This window comes from Myxococcus sp. RHSTA-1-4 (assembly GCF_020037125.1).
Taxonomy (GTDB): domain Bacteria; phylum Myxococcota; class Myxococcia; order Myxococcales; family Myxococcaceae; genus Myxococcus.
The window spans coordinates 26,214-47,228 of sequence record NZ_JAIQDG010000011.1; the positions used below are offsets into that span (position 1 = coordinate 26,214).

Genomic DNA, 21,015 nt, shown 5'->3' on the forward strand with positions numbered 1-21,015 from the left:
CAGTTGCAGCGGTGAGGCGCGGGCGGCCCATGGGGGCACCGCCCGCGCCCGGGCATGGACCTACTGGAGCGTCCAGGCCACCGTGCCGCTGCAGCTCTTGTTGGCCGCGCAGCCCGCGCGAATCTGGAGCGTACCGCTGGTGGAGACGGTGTAGCTGAAGTTGGAGCCCGTGCCGCCGCACGCGTCGTTGTTCGAGGCCACCTCCGTGGCGCCGTTGAAGAGGCGCAGGTACGTGTTCCCGCTGAAGGTGGCGCCCGTCAGGCCGCAGGTGCCCACGGTGAGGACCTGGCCCGCGGAGACAGTCACATCCCGGTTGGTGGTGTTGCGCGTGGCGTTGTTGGTGCTGCTCGCGCTGAAGGTGAACGAGCCGCTGGTCGGCGGAGGCGGCGGGGGCTCGCCGCCCGTGATTTCCCACACCACGGTGCCGCCGCAGCTCCCGGTGGAGTAGCAGCCGGCGCGGACCTCGTAGTCCCCGCTGGTGGCGGCCGTGAAGGTGATGCTGGAGCCGCGGCCGCTGCAGGCGTCATCGTTGGAGGCCACCTCCGTGGCGCCGTTGAAGAGCCGCAGGTACGTGTCGCCGCTGAACGTGGCGCCCGTCAGGCCGCACGTGGCCACGGTGAGCTTCTGCCCGGCGGTGAGCGTCAGCGTCTTGTTGACGGTGTTCTGCGTGGCGCTCGCGGTGTTGGTGGTGTTGTACGTGAAGGAGTTGGCCGGCGGCGGGGGAGGCGGAGGAGGCGGCTCGCCGTTGCCGTTGGGGTCCGGGCAGCCGGCGGCGGGCAGGGCACACGTGGGCAGGCTGGTGCCCAGGTGGCTGATGACCTCCTGGATGGGCACGCCGCGGTTGGCGCAGTTGGCGCAGTGGTGCAGCGCCACCACCAGGTTGTCGCTGTGGCCGATGACGGGCGAGCCCGAGGAGCCGCCCTGCGTGTCCGCGAAGTAGCCCACGTCGTTGGGGCCACCCGTCTGGCAGGCGGGCTCGTTGAGGCTGTACACCTCGGCGAAGCCGGACTCGTCACGCGTGTCCGTGGACGTGACGGCAATCATCTTGCCCCAGGCGGCCGGGTGCTGCGGGATGTAGATGCGCTCGTTCACCACCGCGCCGCTGGAGCGCAGCTGGAGGTAGCCGTAGCTGTTCGTCGGGTTCACCGGCAGCTGCACCAGCGCGTAGTCGCGCGGCGCGTCGCTCTTCACCAGCGTGGCGGAGGAGGAGATGACGGTGCCGGGGCAGCCGAACCAGCTCTCGCAGTTGGTGGCGCAGGTGGAGCCCTCGGCCATGAACTCGAAGGAGGTGTTCTGCGCGTCGGTCGCCGAGCCGATGCAGTGCTGGTTCGTCAGCACGTGGCCCTGGCTGCCCACGAGCCAGCCGGTGCACGCGCTGGAGCCGTTGATGAGCAGCCGCGCCACGGGCTTGCCGCGGCCGTAGATGACCGGCTCCGAGGTGGTGTAGCAGGCGGCCCGCTGCGAGTCGTCCGCGCCGCACAGGGCCTCGGTGTTCCCGGTGAAGCCCATCTCCGCGTTGGTGTAGCCACGGGCGAAGCGGTCGATGGTGTAGCCGTGCTTGTTCAGGATGCCCTGGCGGCCGGCGTGGTCCCGGCTGTGCAGCTCGACGATGGCCGTCTCACCGGGAATGGCGATGGCCCAGAAGCCGTCCCGCGCCCCGGGCTGGCTGTTGTCGTAGCGCCAGGAGCGCGAGCCGTCCGGCGCGCGGACGACGACGAAGTCCCCGTCCTCCAGCTCCAGGCGCGAGAAGTGGGCGGCGATGTACGCCGCGCCCGGATGGTGGAGCACGTCCGAGTGGATGGGCCCGCCGTCCGCGCGCACCGAGGTGCTGGCGTACGGATGGGGGCTCTCGAACTTCCGCATCACGTCCTCGCCCACCTTGTGGGCGCGCTGCGACGCGGGGGAGGGCTGCGCGGCCTTGCAGACCGGCTCCGAGGCGAGGGCCACGGGCGCACCGAAGGTGAGCGCCGCGGCGATACATGCAAGCTGCATCCGTTTCATCAGGACTCCAGGAGGGAAGGGAAACCGCACAGCCCTTGGCTGTGTTTCACCTTATATCCGGAGTCGCTGACGTTTCTGGATGCCCGGGCTCATGGCGGGCCGCCCCGGAAGGTGAGGCGGCTCCGGCCATCCGCGTCACGTCTACCCGCCGGCGAACACGGCGCTCAGGATGTTGAACACGATGCCGGCGATGATGCAGGCGGTCCAGGCGAGCATGACCTGCCGGTTGTCGTTCCGCTCCACGTTCATCCAGCCCCAGATGAAGGTGTAGATGCTGCAGATGATGCCCAGGATGCCGTGCAGCACGCCCTTCTGCTGGAAGAGCTTGATGACGACCATGATGAAGAGGATGAGGCTGCCCAGGCCGACGAGCGTGCCGAGCAGTCCGAAGATCGTTGCCATGTTGGTTTTCTCCTAGGTGGTGTGTTGGGGGTTCAGCGGGTTGAGTCGATGAAGGCGCTACGGAAGAAGATCAGCCGGGTGAGCCAGTAGCCCACCAGGGTCAGCAGCAGCAGGGCCGTCAGGCCGGTGCGCTGCTCGAAGCGGGCCACCGCGGAGATGCCCCGGCGGCGGGCGGCCTCCGGCAGGAGCGCCATCCCGGTGACGAGCACCAGCCCGGCCAGGATGACCGGAGCGAAGGCGTGCAGGGTCAGCGCGTCCCGCCACTGGCCGTGAACCAGCGCGGTGATGGCCCGCGACAGCCCGCAGCCCGGACAGGGTATCCCCACCGCGTCCCGGACGGTGCACTGCCACGCGGGCAGGTCGAAGCGCATCAGGACCAGGTGGGCGAGGGCCGCGGCTCCAATCACCCAGCCGGTCGCCCGGCGTTCCAGGAGCTGGGCCAGGACGGGAGTGGACAAGCGCGGGAGTGCTGCTGCGAGTCGGTTCATGCACCCACCCCCCCTCGGAGCAGGTGGTCCGGCCGTCCTATCACGACCACTGTTCGGTGTCGAACAGCCGCATGTGCCAGGTGGGGCGGACGAAACCTGACATAAGGCTGTCACGGGCGGGGCCTAGAACTCTCGGAGTTTCATCAACCCACTCTGGAGAACGAGAAATGAACGAAACCGCCTCGAAGACCCCGACCGCCAGCACCGTGAAGACCTACGCGGGGGGCTGCCTCTGTGGCGCCGTGCGCTTCGAGGCGGAGCTCGACCTCGCGAGCCCGGTGGGCCGCTGCAACTGCACCATCTGCACGAAGCTTTCGTCCGCGGGCCTCATCGTGAAGCCGAGCGCCTTCCGGCTCGTGTCGGGCGAGGAGAGCCTCAGCCGGTTCTCGGCGAGGGCGGGGAGCCCCAACCACCGCGCCTTCTGCAAGCACTGCGGCGTCCTGTGCTACGGCGCGGGGGACGTGCCGGAACTCGGGGGCGCCTTCCGCTCGGTCAGCGTCAACTGCCTGGAGGGTGTCGACCCGTCGAAGCTGACCTACCAGTACTGGGACGGCCGCCACGACAACTGGGCCGCGGGCCCGCGGAGCACGCCCTGGCCCGTGTAGCGGGCGGCGTCGCGTTTTTCCAATCCCCGCGCCGGCCGTGGGGCGTATCGAGCGGCCCACTCAACTCGTGACGAGGAGCGGCCGATGGCGGATTCAGGTGTGAAGGCGTCGATGCGGGGACTCATTCTCTTCGGGCTCTGCGCCCTGTTCCCCGTAGGGTGCGCGGGAACATCCGCGGCGGTTCCTGATTCAGCCCGGAGAGAGGCGACCATGACGAAGCGAGCGAGCGGGACCTTCGACGTCAAGCTGACCCCCATGGCTCCGGACGTGGGGGCCGGCGACACGGGGACAGGCCGGATGCGCATCGACAAGCAGTTCCACGGCGAGCTGGAGGGGCCGAGCCAGGGGCAGATGCTGGCCGTGATGGCGGCCAGCAAGACCTCGGGCGGGTACGTGGCGATGGAGCACGTCAGCGGGACGCTGCACGGCCGCAGCGGCACCTTCGCCTTGCAGCACTCGGGCACGATGACGCGGGGCGCGCAGCAGCTCTCCGTCACCGTGGTCCCGGACTCCGGCACCGGGCAGCTGGTGGGGCTCACCGGCTCGATGCGCATCATCATCGATGAAGGGAAGCACTCGTACGAGTTCGACTACGCGCTCGCCGAGTGACGGGTGACGCCGGGCGGGACGTTGCACGAGTCACCCACCTCGGCTAGAACAGGATTCTAGAATTTGATTCTAGGAGCCTGTCATGCAGCCGTTCGCCCACCAGGACATCCAGGGATGGCTGAGGCCCGGCCTCTACGTGGCCGCTTCCTCCATCCAGGGGCAGGGGCTCTTCACCGAGCGCCCCATCGACGCGGGGGAGCTGGTGGTCCGGTGGGGCGGCCGCATCCTCCCTGCCTCCACGCGCGACGCGGGCGGCGTCCGGGACCACACCTCGGTGGCCATCGCGGAGGGAGTCGTCATCGCGGCGCTCCCGGACCAGGAGTGCAGCCCCGACGACTTCATGAATCACTCCTGTGATTCGAACCTCTGGATGCACGATGCGCTCACCCTCTGCGCGAGGCGGCGCATCGAGGCGGGCGAGGAGCTCACGGCGGACTACGCGCTCTGGATGGACGCGGAGACGTACGTCATGCGCCGCGAATGCAACTGCGGCGCCCCGGCGTGCCGCCGCATCGTCACCGGCCGGGACTGGAGGCTCACCGCGCTGCGGGAGCGCTACTCCGGCCATTTCTCGCCCTTCCTCCAGCGGAGGATTGCGGGCGAGAGGGCGGCCTCGTGAGTCTCACTTCCCCGGGCGGAAGCGCATGGCGCTCCAGACGTCGTCGATGGCGACCTGGCGCACGCCCTGGATGTCCTGCTCGAGCAGGTGCTTCCAGAGCACGTCCCGGTTGAGGTCGGTGCCCAACTGCCCCGCCTTGGGGTAGGCCACCCAGGCGATGCGGTCCTCCTTCGCGGCCTCGATGAGGGGCGCGCACTTCGCGTCCACCTCTTCGAGCGTCTTGACGAAGACGAGGAGGGCCTCCGCCTTGGCGGAGGTCGTGGTCTCGACGTCGCCGAGGTCGATGCCCCTGGGCTTGCCGATGACGCGGACCTTCATGCCGTCCTTGAGGTTCAGCTTCTTCGCGAGGCTCATCGAGCGGTCGTCTCCCTGAGGGTGGTGGGGCTCCTGTGCTCGCTTCCTACCGGGGCGGACGAGGATTTGGCAAAGGGGAGGAACGCGCGCAGCCGCGGGTCACGCAGCAGCAGCCCGCCCCACATCATGGCCGCCACGTAGGCCGGGAAGAGCGTGTGGCTGAAGAGGGGATTGCCTACACGCACGTGGGACGCAATCGCGCCGCCCAGGAAGCCCGTCAGGAAGATGGCGCCGAGCACCGAGGTCCTGGGAATGAGGTACAGGGCCACGCCCACCAGCACGAGCGCGCCGATGGTGGGCAGCGAGTCCGCGGAGTAGCCGAGCTGGCCGCTCCCCTCGATGACGGGCGCGGGCGCCAGGAACTTCATGACGCCATCCAGGGTGAGGAACAGCACCACGATGCCGCTCAGGATGCGGCCGGTCCACAGCTGGGTCTTGGTGACGGTCTGCATGGAGGTCTCCTCGTCGTGGACAGGGGGCCGCCGGACGGGAATGTCCGGGGGTGTACCCCGCCTTCAAAGTGGCGACGAACGACGCTCCGGGAGATCGACACGGCATTTTCCCGCGATTTTCCACGCGGGCCCATGACGGGAATCGCCGGGACTCCACCTCAGTGTAGTGTCCCCCTCACAGTCAAGACACGCTCGCCGGCGGAAATGGGCGGGTGAGAGCGCCGTGAGAGGGTCCGGAGCGCGTCTGGACCTTCTGGTGGGAATCCTGCTTGAGCCCGTTGCCTGGGTACGGCAGGTTGTCGCGCATGTCTGTTGACGAACGCACGCTCATTGCCCGGTTGCGAAGTGGTCCCCCGCTCACGGCGCCTTCTCCCGCGGTGCTCGCGTTCGCCGAGCGCGCGGGAGCCCTCGGCCCGCGCGCGTTGGTCAAGGAGGCGGCCGCGCTCTCGAAGGTGAAGGCCGACGCGCCAGGCATCGCCCGCGTGGTGGCGGGCACGCTGCGAGCGATGCTGGGAGACATCGAGGAGCACGCAGCGAACAGCGAGTTCGCCGATGAGCGCCCGTTCATTCGCAAGACGCTGCGCACCTGGAGCCGCCAGGCGGGGGACGCGGCGGAGATTGACGAGGTGCTCCTCAAGCGGGGCGCGACCGGCGCGTTGGTCGGAGCGGTCGAGTACGCGCGCCTTCCCCCGGCGGAGCACGGCGCGTGGATGGCGCTGCGGAGGTCCCGGCGCCTGCCGGTGGCGGTCGGGAAGCTCGTGAAGAAGCCTCTCGCCCCGTGGTTCGCCGAACTGGTTGCCGCATACCTCGCGCGCGAGGTCGAGCAGATCTCCTCCGGCGCGCATGGCTCGTCATGGCAGGCGAACCTCGCCGACGTGCCGGCGATGCTCGCGCTTCTTCGGCCGCTGGGCATGCCTCCACTCTTCACGCCTCGCGTCCTTCGTGCCGCGAACATCGCCGTGGTCCGTCATGGACACGAGCCCACGCGGAGGGCACTCGAAGCCATGGGCGCCCTGTACATCAGCCAGGCCGACCGTGAGGCGGTCCAACGCAGCCAGCGCATGTCCGAGGTGATGAAGCGCGCGGCGGCGGAGAACCGGGTCCGCCAGCGGCCCGTTGCGAAGAAGCCGAAGCCCGCCGCCTCCGCTCCCGGGAAGTCTCCCGTGGCAAAGAAGCCGAAGTCCGCCGCCTCCGCTCCCGGGAAGTCTCGCCGTCCGAGCGCCGCGGCCTCCCGCCGCCGGCCGTCAGGGACACGGTAGGCCCGCCGGACACGCCGGCCACCGTCTCTCCCTCCGACACACAATCCGGGACTCGACCAGAACGGGGCCGGCCCCAGCCCCCATGATCGGCACCGGGAAGTCGCCGAGAACCCCCGGCTTGCTCAACTGGGAGTTGCTCAAGCCATCGTAATCACGACGCTCCCTCGCTTTCTTCCAGCGTCGACGTAGGCGTGTGCGTCGACGATGCGCTCGAGCGGATAGGTGCGGTCGATGAGGGGCCGGTATTGCCCCGCTTCGACCAGCTCCTTGAGGTAGCGGAGGTGCTCCACGCTCTCCGTGGCGTTCCCACTGACGACGCCCTTCTTGCCCCTCCTCGAAGCCCAGCTTGATGCGAGGATTTGAGGCAGGCCCGCCGCGGAGAGCAGCAGGCGCCCGTCTTCCTTCAGTGCCGACTCGCACGCGGAGAACGAGGTGCTCCCGACGGTGTCGAAGATGATGTCGTACTTCTCGCCGCCCTCCAGGAAGCGTGTCTTCGTGTAGTCGATGACCCGGTCGGCTCCGAGCCCGCTCACCCGCTCCAGGTTGGGAGTGCTCGTCACGCCGGTGACCCTGGCGCCGAGGTGCTTCGCGATCTGCACCGCCGCGCTTCCCACCGCCCCGGACGCGCCGATGATCAGCACGTCGTCGCCGGGCTTTGCCTTCGCGCGGTCGCGCAGGTAGTGGAGCGCCGTACTTCCGCCGAACGAGATTGCCGCGGCTTCCTCGAAGCTCACACCGGCCGGCATGGGCATGATGCGCCCGTCCTCGGGCAGGGTCCTGTACTCCGCGTGGCACCCCATGTCGAAGCCGGGGAACGCGAACACGGCGTCACCGGCCTTGAACTTCCTCACGGCGCTGCCGACGGCCTCGATTTCACCGGCGAGCTCGGTACCGAGGACCGCCTTTCTCGGGCCGAACATCCCGAGCACCGGGCGCGCGAAGAGGCCGAACCCCGCGGGCACCTTGAGACTGCGAACTCGCCAGTCCGCGGAGGAAACGGTGCTTGCCCTGACCCTGATCAGGACCTCGTTCTCCCTGGGCTCGGGCCTGGCCAGCTCCTCGATGCGAACCACTTCCGGAGGTCCGTACTGACGGTACACGGCGGCCTTCATGGAATCTGCTCCCCCTACGGCGAGTCGCGGCGGCCCCAACCGGCCGTCGTGGCTTACTTAGTAAGCTTACGTCGTAAGCCTGTCAATGTTACCGTGTCCTCCACCGGCCCGGTGCTACCCCTGGTCGTGTAGGACGAGCGAATGTCGAGAGCTGTGAAGAAGAGGGCCCGCGCCCCGCTCACCCGGGAGAGAGTACTGCTGACGGCGCTGTCCATTGCCGACGCCCGGGGGCTCGATGCAGTGACGATGCGCGAGGTCGCCCAGCGCCTCGGCGTGGAGGCCATGTCGCTGTACAAGCACGTCGCGAACAAGGACGAGATCCTCGATGGGCTCATCGAGCTCGTCATGTCCGAGATGGTGGTTCCGTCGCCGGAGAGCGGCTGGAAGGCGGGCCTTCGCGCGAAGGCGCGCTCCATGCGCGAGGTCCTGCTCCGGCATCGCTGGGCCGCGGTGCTCATCGAGTCACGGGTGAGCCCGGGGCCCGCGCGCCTGCGTCTTCACAACGCGGGGCTTCGCGTCCTGCGCGAAGGCGGTTTCTCCGTGGAGCAGGCGTACAGCGCCTACCTCATGCTCGACAGCTACATCTACGGGTTCGTCCTGCAGGAGGTGTGTTGGCCCTTCGAGCCCGAGGAGCGCCCGGACGTCGCCGAGAGCCTGAGGCCGGCCATCCCGCCGGACGAATATCCCTACCTCGTCGAGGCGATGAACTTCGTCATGACGCGGAGCCTCGAGCAGGCACGGCGTGGGGTGAACAGCGCGGCGTCCTATGCGGCGGAGTTCGAGTTCGGCCTGGATGTGATTCTCGATGGGCTCGAACGCGCATCCAGCGTGAGCTGAAGCGTCTCTCCAGTCCTTTGTCAGAGCGCCCGATATGGGGCCGCCTCCCGCACGTTCGTCCGGAAGCAGCGGAGCAACCCCAACCCGAGGAGCATGAATGAAGCGGACAGGAGGAGCTGGCATTTCCATTGCTGTATGGCTGCTGTCGGCTGCGATGCTGCTGCAAGCATGTGGTGACACCACGCTCACGGAGTCCGGCGCTCGCACATCGCCCCCAGTTCAGGCCGCGGGAGCGCTGGCGGCAGGGGTGGATTCGGAGGACATCCTCGCGCGGCTCCAGTCCATTCCCGGCCTCACGGTGGTGGGCGAGGTGGCTTCACCCTTCCCGGGCACGCGCTTCTTCCGGCTCTACTTCGAGCAACCGGCGGACCACCGCCGTCCCGAGGGCGAGCGTTTCCAGATGCGCGCCACGCTGCTGCACCGCTCGGTGGACGCGCCCGTGGTGCTGTACTCCGGCGGCTACGGCCTGGGCGGGTTCCCCTCGGAGTACGAGCCCACCAGGCTGCTCGGCGCCAACCAGCTCTCGCTGGAGCACCGCTTCTTCGGCTCCTCCCGGCCGGACTCCAACGACTGGAAGCTGCTCGACATCCGGCAGGCCGCAGGCGACTACCACCGCATCATCCAGGCCTTCAAGCCGCTCTACACCGGACGCTGGCTGACCACGGGCGGCAGCAAGGGCGGAATGGCCGCCGTGTACCACCGCTACTTCCATCCGGACGACGTGGACGCCACGCTGGCGTACGTGGCGCCCAACGTTCACGGGCTGGATGACGTGCGCTTCGTCCACTTCCTCAACCAGGTGGGAGATGAGGACTGCCGCGCGAGGCTGCGTGCCTTCCAGCAGGACGCACTGCGCCGCCGCGAGGAGCTGCTCCCCTTCGTGGAGGAGTTGGTCACTTCCGAGGGGGCGAGCTTCGGGCTGATGGGCCTGGATCGCGCCCTGGAGTTCGCCGTTGTCGAGATGCCCTTCTACTTCTGGCAGTACGGCAATGCCTCCCGGTGCGCTGAAATCCCCGCGCCCGGCGCTCCGGCGGAAGAGACCTTCGCCTTCCTCGAGGGCATCGTCGGCCTGGACTACACCTATGGGGACCTGGCGCTCGACTACTTCGCGGCCTACTACTACCAGTCCGCCACGGAGATTGGCTGGAACCGCTACCCCACGCGGCACCTGCACGGCCTGCTGCGCTACCCGCGCGAGGATGTGCCCACCACCTACCTGTCCTTCCCCGTGGAGGAGCGGTTCGACCACGGCCTCATGCTCCGTGTGGAGCAATGGGTCCGCAATCAGGGTGAGCGGATGCTGTTCCTCTACGGGGACCACGACCCCTGGTCCGCCGGTCCCTTCGAGGTGCGGGAGCGCAACGACTCCTTCCGCTTCTACGTGCCGGACGCCAACCACACCAACGCGCGCATTGTCCGCCTGCCCGAGCCCGAGCGCACCCTGGCCCTGTCGCGGCTCTTCACGTGGATGGGCGTGACCCCGCCGGCCGCGGCCGCCCGGGCCCTGGCGGCCGAGGCTGTCGAGGACGCCGCGCCCGTCGTGGAGGGGCGCTCCCGGTTGTAGCCCGCCTCCGCCCACAGCGCCGTCAGCCGCTCCTCGGCGGGGGGCATTTGTCGGGGCCACCCTCACAACGTCATGTGGGCGGCGGGCATCGCAACAAGGGGAGGGCCTGGGTTCAGCAGCGGCCCCGTCCTCGCAGAGACGCACAGGCGCCGAGTGCTCCATGCTCGCACCCAGGGTGTCGAAAGCGGGCTCTCGGAGAAAGGCGTCTGGCTGCCCCGCTCGTCTGGGGAGCGAGCTGGCACGGAGACGGGAGGAGAAAGCTGGTGGTAGAAGGAATAGGGATGAGCGCTTCCGACGCGCTGGTGCGCTCCGTCGCCCTCGCGCGCACCCAGACCGATTCCGACGATGCCGTCGCCGATGCCGAGCGGCGGCTCCGCGCATTGCTCGAAGAGATCTCCACGCTCGACCTGGAGGTGGAGACGCTCGCCTCGGAGCTGGCCGATTTCTCCGCGCGCTACGAGCGTGAGCTGTCGGCCGCCTTCGCCTGCCTCGAGCGCCGTGAGCGCCTGGTCCGGCGGCTCCAGGTGCTGCAGGACGAGCTGGCACGGCTCGACGCGGAGCTGCGCACACCGGCACCCAAGGCGTCCGGCCGCAAGTCGCGAAAGGCCGCGCGGTCGTATCGGGCCGGGCGGGAAGAGGCGGAAGGCGAGCGCCCCTGGACGCCCGGAGCCACGCTCGACGACGACGTGCCCGAGCCGCTCTCGCCCCCTCCCGACCTCGCGTCCGAGGCGCAGACCCTCAAGCGGCTCTATCGGAAGCTCGCGCGACTGATTCACCCGGACCTCGCCCGGACGGAGGAGGAGCGGCAGCGGCTCCACCAGTTGATGATCCAGGTCAACCTCGCCTTCGAGAAGGGAGACCAGACCGCGCTGGAGCTCTTCCTCGTCCGCGTGGACCAGGGCGAGCTGCTCGACACGACCGTGTCCGTGGACGAGCGGCTCGCGCACCTGGAGAAGCGCATCGCCGCGCTGACCTCCATTCGCCGCTCGCTGCTCTCGGACCTCGCCCGCCTGCGCGAGTCGGACACCTTCCGTCTCCATGCCGAATGGAAGGGGCGCGAGGAGCTGGGCCGCGACTACTTCCAGGAGACCCTCACCGAGCTCGCCGAGGACGCCGAGCGCACGATGCGCGACGCCCTGGCGCGCATGGGCCGAATCGAACGAGCGGCCCGGGAGCTGACCGCGTTGAAGAACTCGCTCATCGAGGCGAAACCCGAAGGGGCGCTGCGCACCTTCGACCCCATTCTCGAGAGCCCGCTCGTGCGCAAGGGCGCGGAGCGTCTCGAGCGCCAACGGGCGTCGTCCGAGGCCCGCGCGCTCGCGCAGACGCTGGAGGAGGCGGTGGAGCAGGCCCCCTGGGAGGCCACGCTGGTGCTGATGGCCTTCTTCGCCGAGCGCGCGGGGCGTCCACCCGACGCGCTCTCGAACCAGCAGGGCTGGGCCGAGCGCTACGCCGCAGTGGCCGCGGAGTGGCCGGAGGCCCCGTCCTTCGAGGAGCTCCTCACCCGGTTGCCGCCGCCCCTGGAGCTCGGGCTCCGCTCGCAGGGGGGGAAGGTGCGCTTCGGGCTCCAGCTCAAGTCCGTGGAGCTGCTCGCCGGAGTGCCCATCGCGCTCGAGCGCCGCACGGTCGCGATGCTGGCGCAGCGGGTGCTCGCGCACCTCGGGCCGCGTGAGCAGTGCAAGGGGTGTGGCGCGGACGTCTTCCTCGTCCACCTGCTGCGCACCCGGGGCCTGGATGAGCTCAACGGACTGGTGTGCCCGGCCTGTGGCCACGTCGCCAAGAGCTACTTCCTCTTCAACTGGTCCGAGGGCCAGGAGGCGCTCCTGCCCTTCGCCCTGAAGGTGGGCCTCGTCGACGAGGTGGTGGTGAAGCTCGCGGGCAAGGGCATTGCCTTCCAGCTCGTGCCCGTGTCGCGCGAGGCGCTGACGGTGGGAGCGCTCAAGCAGCTCTTCACGGACCTGTACCTCAAGCCGTACGGCATCGCGGCGGAGCACGCGGACCTGGTGGTGAAGCAGGGGGCACGCGCGCTGAAGGACGAGGCCCCGGTCGAGGCGCCCGTGCTGACGCTCGGCATCCGCAAGGCGGACCGGGACTCGCTCGCGTCCGAGCTGGCCGAGGGCGAGCGCGAGCTGGTGGCGCTGCTGCGCTCACGAATCGAGCGCCGCTTCCGGCCGGGATAGCGCCGCGTGGGGGCCTCTTCAGGGGCTGCGCGTCGGATGTCGGCAATGCCAGTAGAGGTCTGGCCGTAGCGGCTCGCACGTATGGAGCCCATGCAGCGGTGTGCTGTAATGCAGGCCCATGAACACGGGTGGCTGCTTTGTGGCCAGCAAAGGCGACTACTCCAAGGTCTCGGGAGAGCTACTGAAGTACGCGACCTTCCCTCGAAGAAAATGAACGATGCTCGGACTCCCACCATGAGCCACCGCGGCACTGCGTCAGCTCTCGCTGGGCCTGACTCGGCAATGAGGCGGGTATTCCCACATGAGGCCACACTTTCCGTATGATCTGTGGCGTGGGCCAGGGCCAGGTCTCTGGCGACCGCGTCCTTACCTGCTGGGCGGCTTTCGTGACGAAGGATAACCTCCAGCGGCTCTTGAGGGGAGACTGGGGACAGCATGGACGTTTTCGCGCTGCGGGACAGCGTCATCGGCGAGTACGAGCGGTTCGCCACCTCATTCACCACGATTCGCGCCGCTGACCTGCGCACGAAGCTCAAGGCCTTCTATGAGGCTGGGACCTACTGGCCTGAGCCCCTGATCCAGCTGAACCCGCATTTCCAACAGGGTCGCACGCAAGCCGAACTGGTCGAGGGCGGCGTCCTGCACCCGAAGTGTCCAGAGCTGTTCCGGGGGGCGTCCGGCGTCCCCCTGCCGCTGCACAAGCACCAGGAGTTCGCGGCGATCCTCGCCAAGACGGGGGCAAGCTACGTCGTCACCACCGGCACGGGCTCGGGCAAGTCCCTGTGCTTCTTCGTGCCCATTGTCAGCGCCGTGCTGAAGGAGCGCGACGCCGGTGCCCCCCGGAAGACTCGCGCCATCGTCATCTACCCGATGAACGCACTGGCGAACTCGCAGCTCGAGGAGCTCGAGAAGTACCTGGGCAAGCCTGGTGAGGCGCCGGTCACCTACGCCCGCTACACCGGCACGGAGAAGCAGGGAGAGCGGGAGGCCATCGCGCGGAATCCGCCCGACATCCTCCTGACGAACTTCATGATGCTCGAGCTGCTGATGACGCGGCAGGATCCCGTAGATCGGCAGGTGATGGCGAACTGCGAGGGATTGCGCTTCCTCGTCCTGGATGAGCTCCACACGTACCGCGGTCGCCAGGGCGCGGATGTGGCGCTCCTCGTTCGCCGCGTACGGGAGCGCCTGGCGCCGCGGGGACTCCAGTGCATCGGCACTTCGGCCACGATGGCAAGCGCCGACGCCCAGCAGCCAGGCAAGAGCACCAGCGCCGTCGTGAGCCGCGTCGCCTCGCAGCTCTTCGGCGCGCCGGTGCCGGAGACGCACGTCATCACCGAGTGGCTGCGCCGCCAGACGACGGGGCCCCACCAGGTGCCCGTGCTGAAGGCGCCGCTCGCGAAGGCACTCGGGCAGCCGCTCGCGCGTGACGTGCGGGACGGGGCGCTGACGACCCATCCGCTCGCCATCTGGGTCGAGACCCGGCTGGGTCTCACAGTCGACCCCGACGACCAGACCTGGCGACGCGCGCGGCCCCTCTCCGTCAGCGCGGCGGTCCAGCTGCTCGCCCAGGAATCTGGCTGCCCCGAGGCGCTCTGCCGGGAGCGCCTGCGTGATTTCCTCCTACTGAGCAGCCAGCCGGAGAAGGAGCGTTGCCGCGACGAGAAGGGCGCGACGAACCCCTTCTTCGCCTTCAAGCTCCACCAGTTCATCTCGGGGGCCGCGAACGCCTACGCCACCCTCGAACCGCCCGGCGTCCGTGAGGTAACGGTCGAGGCTCAGAAGTTCCTCCCAGGAGCGGAGCAGAAGCGGCTCTACGCGGTCCACTTCTGCCGCCAATGCGGTCACGAGTACCACCCGGTGAAGCTCAAGACGGGGGGGGCGGTGCTCGAGTTCATCGACCGGTCGATTGACGATGCCCCACCCGGTCGCGATGACGACGAGGAAGAAGAGCAGTCCGCCGCCGAGACCGAGGAGGGTGAGAAGTTCGGATTCCTCACCCGGCACGCACCGGACGACCCCGAGTGGGATTTCGACGGCAGCGACGCGACCTACCCGGAGTCGTGGCTGGATGGGAAGAACGTACTCAAGGCTTCGCGCAAGCACCGGAGGCTCGAGCGGCACACCGTCACTCCCGCCGGAAAGACGGGCGCCGACGGGCAGGTCATGTGGTTCCTCCCAGGGCGATTCGGCTTCTGCGTGGTGTGCAAGGAGGTCCACGGTGGCACCTCGCGTGACCGCACGCGCCTCGCCTCGCTGACCGCGGAAGGGCGCAGCTCCGCGACAACCGTGCTCACGTTGAGCGCCCTGCGGTGGATGCACGGGGACGGCTCGGACCTGGATGTATTCACCCGGAAGCTGCTCGGCTTCTCGGACAACCGGCAGGATGCCGCGCTGCAGGCGGGCCACTTCAACGACTTCCTCTTCGTCTGCCTCCTGCGCGCGGGGTTTCTCGGTGCGCTCGAGGCCGCGGGTGAGAAGGGACTGTCGAGCGCCGAGCTCGGAGAGGCGCAGCAGCGCGCGCTCGGATTTCACCGCCTCGACGACAGGGTGCTGCGCGGCGAGTGGATGAAGGACCCTGACGCGAAGCCCTTCGCCCGCCTCACGGCGGAGAAAGCTCTTCGCGAGGTGCTCGCCTACCGGGTGTGGTTCGACCAGCGGCGCGGCTGGAGGTACACCAACCCCAACCTCGAGCAGCTCCGCCTCGTCGAAGTCGAGTACGAGCATCTCGACGAGATCGTCTCGGACGAGTCGGCCTTCGCCGATGCGCCGGCCCTGCTCAGGGAGGCCTCAAGGGAGGTGCGCCGCGGCGTCTACCGCGTCCTCTTCGACCACATGCGGCGGTGGATGGCCGTCGAGTCGTCCGTGCTGAATGCCACGGCGGTGGAGCAGCTCCGGGCCAACGCCTTCTCCCAGCTTCGGCCCCCCTGGGCCTTCGGTAGCGACGAGAAGACGCGCCCCTCGCGCTGGTTGATGGTGTCGGCGCCGTCTCGCAAGGGCCTGTCGATGCGCGACGAGGACCTCGTCGTGCGCGGTGGCAGCCGCAGCGCGTTGGGCAAGGCGCTCCGGTCGAGCCAGTGCTGGGGGGGGGACGAACGGGCTCCCACACTGAGCGCCGCGGATCTGGAGAAGCTCATCCGGGTGCTGCTCGAGGCTGCTCGCGGTCTGGTCACCGAGGAGCCCACGCCCTTCGAGGGGCACATGGGCTGGCGCCTCAAGGACGCCCACGTTCGTTTCAAGCTGGGCAGTGGGGAAGACCCGGACCGGCCAGACCGTATCAACCGCTTCTTCCGCGACCTCTACCGTGCACTGGCGAAGCTCCTCGCGTCGCCATCCCATCCCCTGTTCGGGTTCGAGGCGCGCGAACACACCGCGCAGGTCGACGACGCCCGGCGCATCATCCGCGAGAAGCGCTTCCGGTACGGGGACAAGGAACAGCAGGAGCTCGCCGCGGACGCCGCGACGCTCGCGCAACTCGACGAACCGAAGGACTTCCTGCCGGTTCTCTTCTGCAGCCCGACAATGGAGCTGGGCGTCGACATCGCGCAGCTGAATGCCGTCTACCTCCGCAACGTGCCCCCGACGCCGGCCAACTACGCGCAGCGCAGCGGCCGAGCTGGCCGCAGCGGACAGGCGGCCCTCGTCCTCACCTACTGCGCGGCCCAGAGTCCGCACGACCAGTACTTCTTCCGCGACCCACCGGGCATGGTGCACGGCGTCGTGCGCCCGCCGATGCTGGAGCTGGCGAACCAGGACCTGGTGGAAAGCCACCTCCATGCCATCTGGCTCGCCAACACGGAGCGGCCGCTCGACGCCTCCATCGCGAAGCTGGTGAAGCTCGACCAGCGCCCGACCTGGCCTCTGCAGGCCGACCTGGCCAGGGCGCTCTCCGCGCCCGAGGTGACGGCGCGGAGCGCGAAGGCCATGGAGCGCTTCCTGTCGATGCTCGAGGACGAGCTCACGCCCTCGGCGGCGCCCTGGTTCGACGGTGTCGAAGCGCTGGCCCAGCGCACGGCCTCGAAGGCCTTCGAACGGTTCAACGAGGCTTTCTCGCGATGGCGGGGCCTCTACGAGGCCGCTCACCTCCAGAAGGAGGAATCACGCCGTGTCATCGATGCCCACACCAGCCGCGCCGCGGATCGGAAGGCGGCGGAGCGCCGGCACGGCGAGGCGGTCAACCAGCTCAACCTGCTGGACCAGGGCACGGAGTCCGCGCGGAGCGACTTCTACACGTACCGCTATCTCGCGACGGAGGGCTTCCTGCCCGGGTACAACTTCCCCCGGTTGCCGCTCATGGCCTACGTGCCGGCGACCGACGATGGCCGTGGCCGGCAGACCTACCTCCAGCGGCCTCGCTTCCTGGCGCTGTCGGAATTCGGCCCCCGGAGCCTCATCTACCACGAGGGGCGCGCGTACCGCGTCGTGCGGGCGCTGCTCGCGCTCTCCAATCCCACCGGCGGTGCGGACGCCAGGCTGCCCACGCAGTCCGCGAGGCTCTGCCGGAGCTGTGGAGCAGGGCACTTTTCCGTGGACCCGTCGGTCTGCCACGCCTGCCGTCAGCCGCTCGGGGATGCCCTGCACGTGCGGGACGTCTTCCGCATCGACAACGTCGGCACGAAGCGGGCCGAGCGCATCACCGCCAACGACGAGGAGCGGCAGCGCCAGGGCTTCGAGCTGCAGACCACCTTCGAGTGGGCCGAGCGCGAGGGCCGTCCGGACGTGCGCGAAGGCGTGGCGAAGGATGATTCCGGCGAGTTGTTGCGTCTGACGTACGGCCCCAGTGCCACCATTACCCGGTTGAATCTCGGTCTGCGCCGTCGTGCGCGGCGGAACGAGCACGGCTTCCTCATTGACCCGGTGAGCGGGGACTGGGCGAAGGGAGCCGATGAAGAGCAGGGCGAAGGCAACGACGTTGGCAATCCCCGCCAGCGCATCGTGCCGATGGTCAAGGACCGGAAGAACGCGCTCCTCGTGCGGCCCGTCGGTGCCCTCGAAGAGAAGACGATGGCGACGCTCCAGTACGCGCTCCTCCGGGGCCTGCAGGCGCACTTCCAGCTCGAGGAGGCCGAGGTGCTCGGCGAGCCGATGCCAACTCGTGATGATCGGCGCGGTATCTTCTTCTACGAGGCGACCGAGGGCGGTGCGGGCGTGCTGACGCAGGTGCTCGCCCAGCCCGAGGCCCTCGCGCTGGTAGCGCGGCGAGCGCTGGACGTCATGCACTTCGACCTCGAGAAGGGGGTTCCAGCGACGCAGGCCGAGCTGCGGGACAAGGCGGGCACGCGCTGCGTCGCGGCCTGCTACCGCTGCCTGATGTCCTATTACAACCAGCCGGATCACGAGCACATCGACCGCCGTAACGTCCCCGTGCGCGAGCTGCTCCTTCGCCTGGCCAGCAGTGTGACGGAGGGTCGAGAGCCGACCGCCGTCACGCCCTCCGACCTGCTCGGCGGAGGGCCCCGCGTGCGGTTCCTCCATCAGCTCGGTCGGAAGAACCTGCCGCAGCCCGAGGCGACGGGGTGGGAGGGCGCCGACTTCGTATGGAAGCAGGACCGTGTCGTCGTGTGTCTCGCGACACCGGCGCCCTCCGTGCTGGAGCGCTTCGATGCCCTGTCGGTGACAACCATTGTCTTCGGCGAGGACGAGCGGGAGTGGACGGGGCGCTTCGCCGAGCTGGCGAAGGCGCTGGGAAAGGCCTGAGCGAAGGGGTACCCAAGCACCATGAACACCATCACCTGGAGCCCGGGGAGTCTCGTACGGGCTCGCGGCCGCGAGTGGATCGTCCTCAACGGCAGCAGCACGGAGACCCTCCGCGTACGGCCCGTGGCCGGCAGCGAGGACGACGCCATCCTCATCCACGTCCCGCTCGAGGCGGAGCCGGTGTCGGACGCCGCCTTCCCTCCGCCGACGCTGGCCCAGCGCGCCAGTCAGGATGGGGCGCAGCTTCTCCGTGACGCCCTCATGCTTTCGATGCGGCGGGGCGCCGGTCCCTTCCGCGGCTTCGGTCAGATCTCCATCCAGCCCCGCGCCTACCAGCTCGTGCCCTTGATGATGGCGTTGCGCCAGGAGACGGTGCGCCTGCTGGTGGCCGACGACGTGGGTGTCGGCAAGACCATCGAGGCGGCGCTCATCGTCCGCGAGCTCCTCGACCGCGGCGACGTGGACCGGTTCAGCGTCCTGTGTCCTCCGCACCTCGTGGACCAATGGGTGCACGAGCTGGAGGTGGGCTTCCATCTCCGAGCGGTCGCCGTCACGGCGGCCACCGCGTCGCGCCTGGAGAAGGCCATCCCCCAGACGACGAGCCTCTTCGAGGTGCACCCCTTCACCGTCGTCAGCCTCGACTACATCAAGAGCCAGAACCGCCGGGACGAGTTCCTTCGAAGCTGTCCCGACTTCGTCATCGTGGACGAGGCGCACACCTGCGCGGCGACGGGGCAGGGGCGGCATCAGCGCTACGAGCTCCTTCGTGCCCTCTCACAGCGCGCCGACCGCCACCTCGTGCTGTTGACGGCCACGCCCCATAGCGGTGACGAGGCGGGCTTCTACCGGCTGCTCGGCCTGCTGGACCCTGACTTCCAGCGGCTCGAGACGGTGCAGGGGGACGAGCGCAACGCCCTGCGCGAGCGCCTGGCCCGGCACTTCGTGCAGCGGCGGCGCCCCGACCTCGACGAGTGGCGCGAGGGGGAGCTCTTCCCGGACCGTCAGACGAAGGAGCTGACGTACACGCTCTCCGGCTCCTGGGAGCGCTTCTTCGACGCGGTGCTCGACTACTGCGCCACCGCCATCGAGTCCGCCGGCGGCGATGCCCGGCGCCAGCGCTTGAACTTCTGGGGCACGCTGGCTCTCATGCGCTGCGTAGCATCGAGCCCGCGGGCGGCGGTGCAGGCGCTTCGGACCCACGCGACGCCTGGTGACGAGGCCGAGGCTGACCTGGAGGAGCGGCTTTTCGACGGCGGTGATGATGCCCTGCCGGACGATGACGTCGAGCCCCCCGCGGCGACCGGGGACGCCACCCTGGAGCGTCTCATCGCCCAGGCCGAGGAGCTCAGCGGGCAGGCGGGCGATCCGAAGCTCAAGTGCCTCATGGGGCACGTGAAGGAGTTGCTCGACGAGGACTTCGCGCCGGTCGTCTTCTGCCGTTACATCGCCACCGCGCACTACCTCGGGGCACACCTCTCGAAGCAGTTCCCGGACGTGACGATGAAGGTCGTGACGGGTGAACTGACGCAGGACGAGCGCCGTGAGGCCGTGGCGGCGCTGGGAGCGGAGGAAGGGAAGGTGCTCCTCGTCGCGACGGATTGTCTCTCCGAGGGCGTCAACCTGCAGGAGACCTTCAACGCGGTCGTCCACTACGACCTCTCGTGGAACCCGATGCGGCACGAGCAGCGGGAGGGGCGCGTGGACCGCTACGGTCAGCCACGGCGGGTGGTTCGGGCAACGCTCCTCTACGGGAAGAACAACCCCGTCGACGGCGCGGTGCTCGACGTCATCCTGAGGAAGGCCGAGCGGATCCGCCGGGAGCTCGGTGTACCGGTGCCGCTCCCCGACGAGGGCCATACGCTGACGCAGGCGCTCATGCGCGCGGTGCTGCTGAAGCACCGGACGCCAGGCAAGCAGGCGACGCTCGACTTCGGCGGAGACGCGGCGGCCACCATCGAGACGACGTGGCGGAGCGCGGCCGAGCGGGCCCAGAAGAACCGCACGGTCTTCGCGCAGAAGCGCCTGAGGCCCGGTGACGTGCTGCCCGAGTACGAGCGCGTGCGGCAGGCCATTGGCGGGCGGGAGGACGTCGAGCGCTTCGTTTCGCGGGCCATGGCTCGCCTGGGGGCCGCACCGGAGCGCCTGAAGCGCGGCGCGCGGCTGCAGCTCGCCTCGCTCCCGGCAGAGGTCCGCGAACGGCTCGAGAACGAGGGGCTGGCGAGCACGCTGCTGGTGGACTTCGCGCCGCCCGGCGGTGAGCACCGCCGTCTCGTTCAGCGTGCCCATCCTCTCGTGGCGGTGCTGGCCGAGACCCTGCTCGAGCGGACCCTGGCCTCACCCGGGGAGGACACCTCGACGGACCCCGCTGTCCTGGGACGCCTCGGGTGCTGGGTGTCCTCGGGCGTCACGGAGCGCACGACGGTGGTGCTCCTGCGCCTGCGGCACCAGCTCGTCACGGTGAGGGGCCGGCGGACCAACACGCTGCTGGTCGAGGAGTCGACGGCGGTGTCCTGGGTGCCGGGCGGCCCTCCCCGGGAAGGACTGGAGGCGTTGGCGCTCCTGGCGCTCCCCCCCGCTGGAGATCCACCTGCGCACGTGCGCGACCGCGAGCTCGCCAGGGCCCTCGGCCTGGTGGAGTCGGCGCGGGCGCAGCTCGACGTCGTGGCGGAGGGCCGGGCGCAGGCGCTGCTCGCCGACCACCGTCGCGTCCGTGAAGCGGCGGACGCCCGGGGAAGCTACTCGGTCAAGGCACTCCTGCCGGCGGACGTCATCGGCGTCTTCGTGCTCCTCCCGGAGGTGAAGTGATGGCACCGCGACGTCTCCGCCGCGAGTCGCG

At 69.2% G+C, this 21,015-nt stretch carries 15 protein-coding genes; 9 read left to right on the plus strand and 6 right to left on the minus strand.

Annotation, left to right across the window (positions count from 1 at the left end):
* Positions 1-60: 60 nt before the first annotated feature.
* The 3 genes from K8638_RS16730 to K8638_RS16740 form a co-directional block, all read right to left on the minus strand.
* A complete protein-coding gene (locus K8638_RS16730) occupies positions 61-2,001 on the minus strand; it encodes a serine protease (RefSeq protein WP_223755538.1) in 1,941 nt (646 codons plus the stop codon).
* Between the two features lie 141 nt (positions 2,002-2,142).
* A complete protein-coding gene (locus tag K8638_RS16735; RefSeq protein WP_223755539.1) occupies positions 2,143-2,403 on the minus strand; it encodes a hypothetical protein in 261 nt (86 codons plus the stop codon).
* Positions 2,404-2,435: 32 nt separating this feature from the next.
* On the minus strand, positions 2,436-2,861 hold the full coding sequence (locus tag K8638_RS16740) for a DUF2752 domain-containing protein (RefSeq protein ID WP_223755540.1): 426 nt from the start codon (positions 2,859-2,861) through the stop codon (positions 2,436-2,438).
* 197 nt (positions 2,862-3,058) lie between these two features.
* On the opposite strand from K8638_RS16740, the gene K8638_RS16745 reads away from it, so the two are divergent.
* From K8638_RS16745 to K8638_RS16755, 3 genes are all read left to right on the plus strand, one after another.
* The gene (locus tag K8638_RS16745) at positions 3,059-3,496 is read left to right on the plus strand and encodes a GFA family protein (RefSeq protein WP_223755541.1); all 438 of its coding nucleotides are present in this window, start codon (positions 3,059-3,061) and stop codon (positions 3,494-3,496) included.
* A gap of 210 nt (positions 3,497-3,706) precedes the next feature.
* Positions 3,707-4,105 carry a DUF3224 domain-containing protein gene (locus K8638_RS16750; RefSeq protein WP_223755542.1) on the plus strand — a complete coding sequence of 133 codons (399 nt, stop codon included), beginning with the start codon at positions 3,707-3,709 and terminating at the stop codon, positions 4,103-4,105.
* A gap of 82 nt (positions 4,106-4,187) precedes the next feature.
* Positions 4,188-4,724 carry an SET domain-containing protein gene (locus K8638_RS16755; RefSeq protein WP_223755543.1) on the plus strand — a complete coding sequence of 179 codons (537 nt, stop codon included), beginning with the start codon at positions 4,188-4,190 and terminating at the stop codon, positions 4,722-4,724.
* Between the two features lie 3 nt (positions 4,725-4,727).
* On the opposite strand, the gene K8638_RS16760 is transcribed toward K8638_RS16755, so the two are convergent.
* Both K8638_RS16760 and K8638_RS16765 read right to left on the minus strand, forming a co-directional pair.
* Complete coding sequence (locus K8638_RS16760) at positions 4,728-5,078, minus strand: hypothetical protein (protein ID WP_223755544.1); 351 nt, start codon at positions 5,076-5,078, stop codon at positions 4,728-4,730.
* Positions 5,075-5,530 carry a DoxX family protein gene (locus K8638_RS16765; RefSeq protein WP_223755545.1) on the minus strand — a complete coding sequence of 152 codons (456 nt, stop codon included), beginning with the start codon at positions 5,528-5,530 and terminating at the stop codon, positions 5,075-5,077. The genes K8638_RS16760 and K8638_RS16765 overlap by 4 nt, the downstream gene beginning before the upstream one ends.
* Positions 5,531-5,835: 305 nt before the next feature.
* Between K8638_RS16765 and K8638_RS16770 the strand changes: the two genes are divergently transcribed.
* Positions 5,836-6,789: a hypothetical protein gene (locus tag K8638_RS16770; RefSeq protein ID WP_223755546.1), complete on the plus strand. Its 954-nt coding sequence runs from the start codon at positions 5,836-5,838 to the stop codon at positions 6,787-6,789.
* 137 nt (positions 6,790-6,926) lie between these two features.
* Here the strand turns inward: K8638_RS16770 and K8638_RS16775 are convergent, their stop codons facing one another.
* The gene (locus K8638_RS16775; RefSeq protein WP_223755547.1) at positions 6,927-7,901 is read right to left on the minus strand and encodes an NAD(P)-dependent alcohol dehydrogenase; all 975 of its coding nucleotides are present in this window, start codon (positions 7,899-7,901) and stop codon (positions 6,927-6,929) included.
* Positions 7,902-8,042: 141 nt separating this feature from the next.
* Here K8638_RS16775 and K8638_RS16780 point away from each other — a divergent pair, with 141 nt between their 5' ends.
* The 5 genes from K8638_RS16780 (at position 8,043) to K8638_RS16800 (ending at position 20,984) form a co-directional block, all read left to right on the plus strand.
* Entirely contained in the window at positions 8,043-8,738 is a 696-nt protein-coding gene (locus K8638_RS16780; RefSeq protein WP_223755548.1) for a TetR/AcrR family transcriptional regulator C-terminal domain-containing protein, read from the plus strand.
* Positions 8,739-8,985: 247 nt separating this feature from the next.
* Positions 8,986-10,302: a S28 family serine protease gene (locus K8638_RS16785; RefSeq protein WP_223755549.1), complete on the plus strand. Its 1,317-nt coding sequence runs from the start codon at positions 8,986-8,988 to the stop codon at positions 10,300-10,302.
* 281 nt (positions 10,303-10,583) lie between these two features.
* Positions 10,584-12,482 (plus strand): molecular chaperone DnaJ, encoded by a 1,899-nt coding sequence (locus tag K8638_RS16790; protein WP_223755550.1) that lies wholly within the window; start codon positions 10,584-10,586, stop codon positions 12,480-12,482.
* A gap of 435 nt (positions 12,483-12,917) precedes the next feature.
* Positions 12,918-18,179, plus strand: coding sequence for a DEAD/DEAH box helicase (locus K8638_RS16795; RefSeq protein WP_223755551.1), 5,262 nt, complete (start codon positions 12,918-12,920; stop codon positions 18,177-18,179).
* A gap of 21 nt (positions 18,180-18,200) precedes the next feature.
* On the plus strand, positions 18,201-20,984 hold the full coding sequence (locus K8638_RS16800) for a helicase-related protein (RefSeq protein WP_223755552.1): 2,784 nt from the start codon (positions 18,201-18,203) through the stop codon (positions 20,982-20,984).
* The last annotated feature ends 31 nt before the right edge of the window (positions 20,985-21,015 follow it).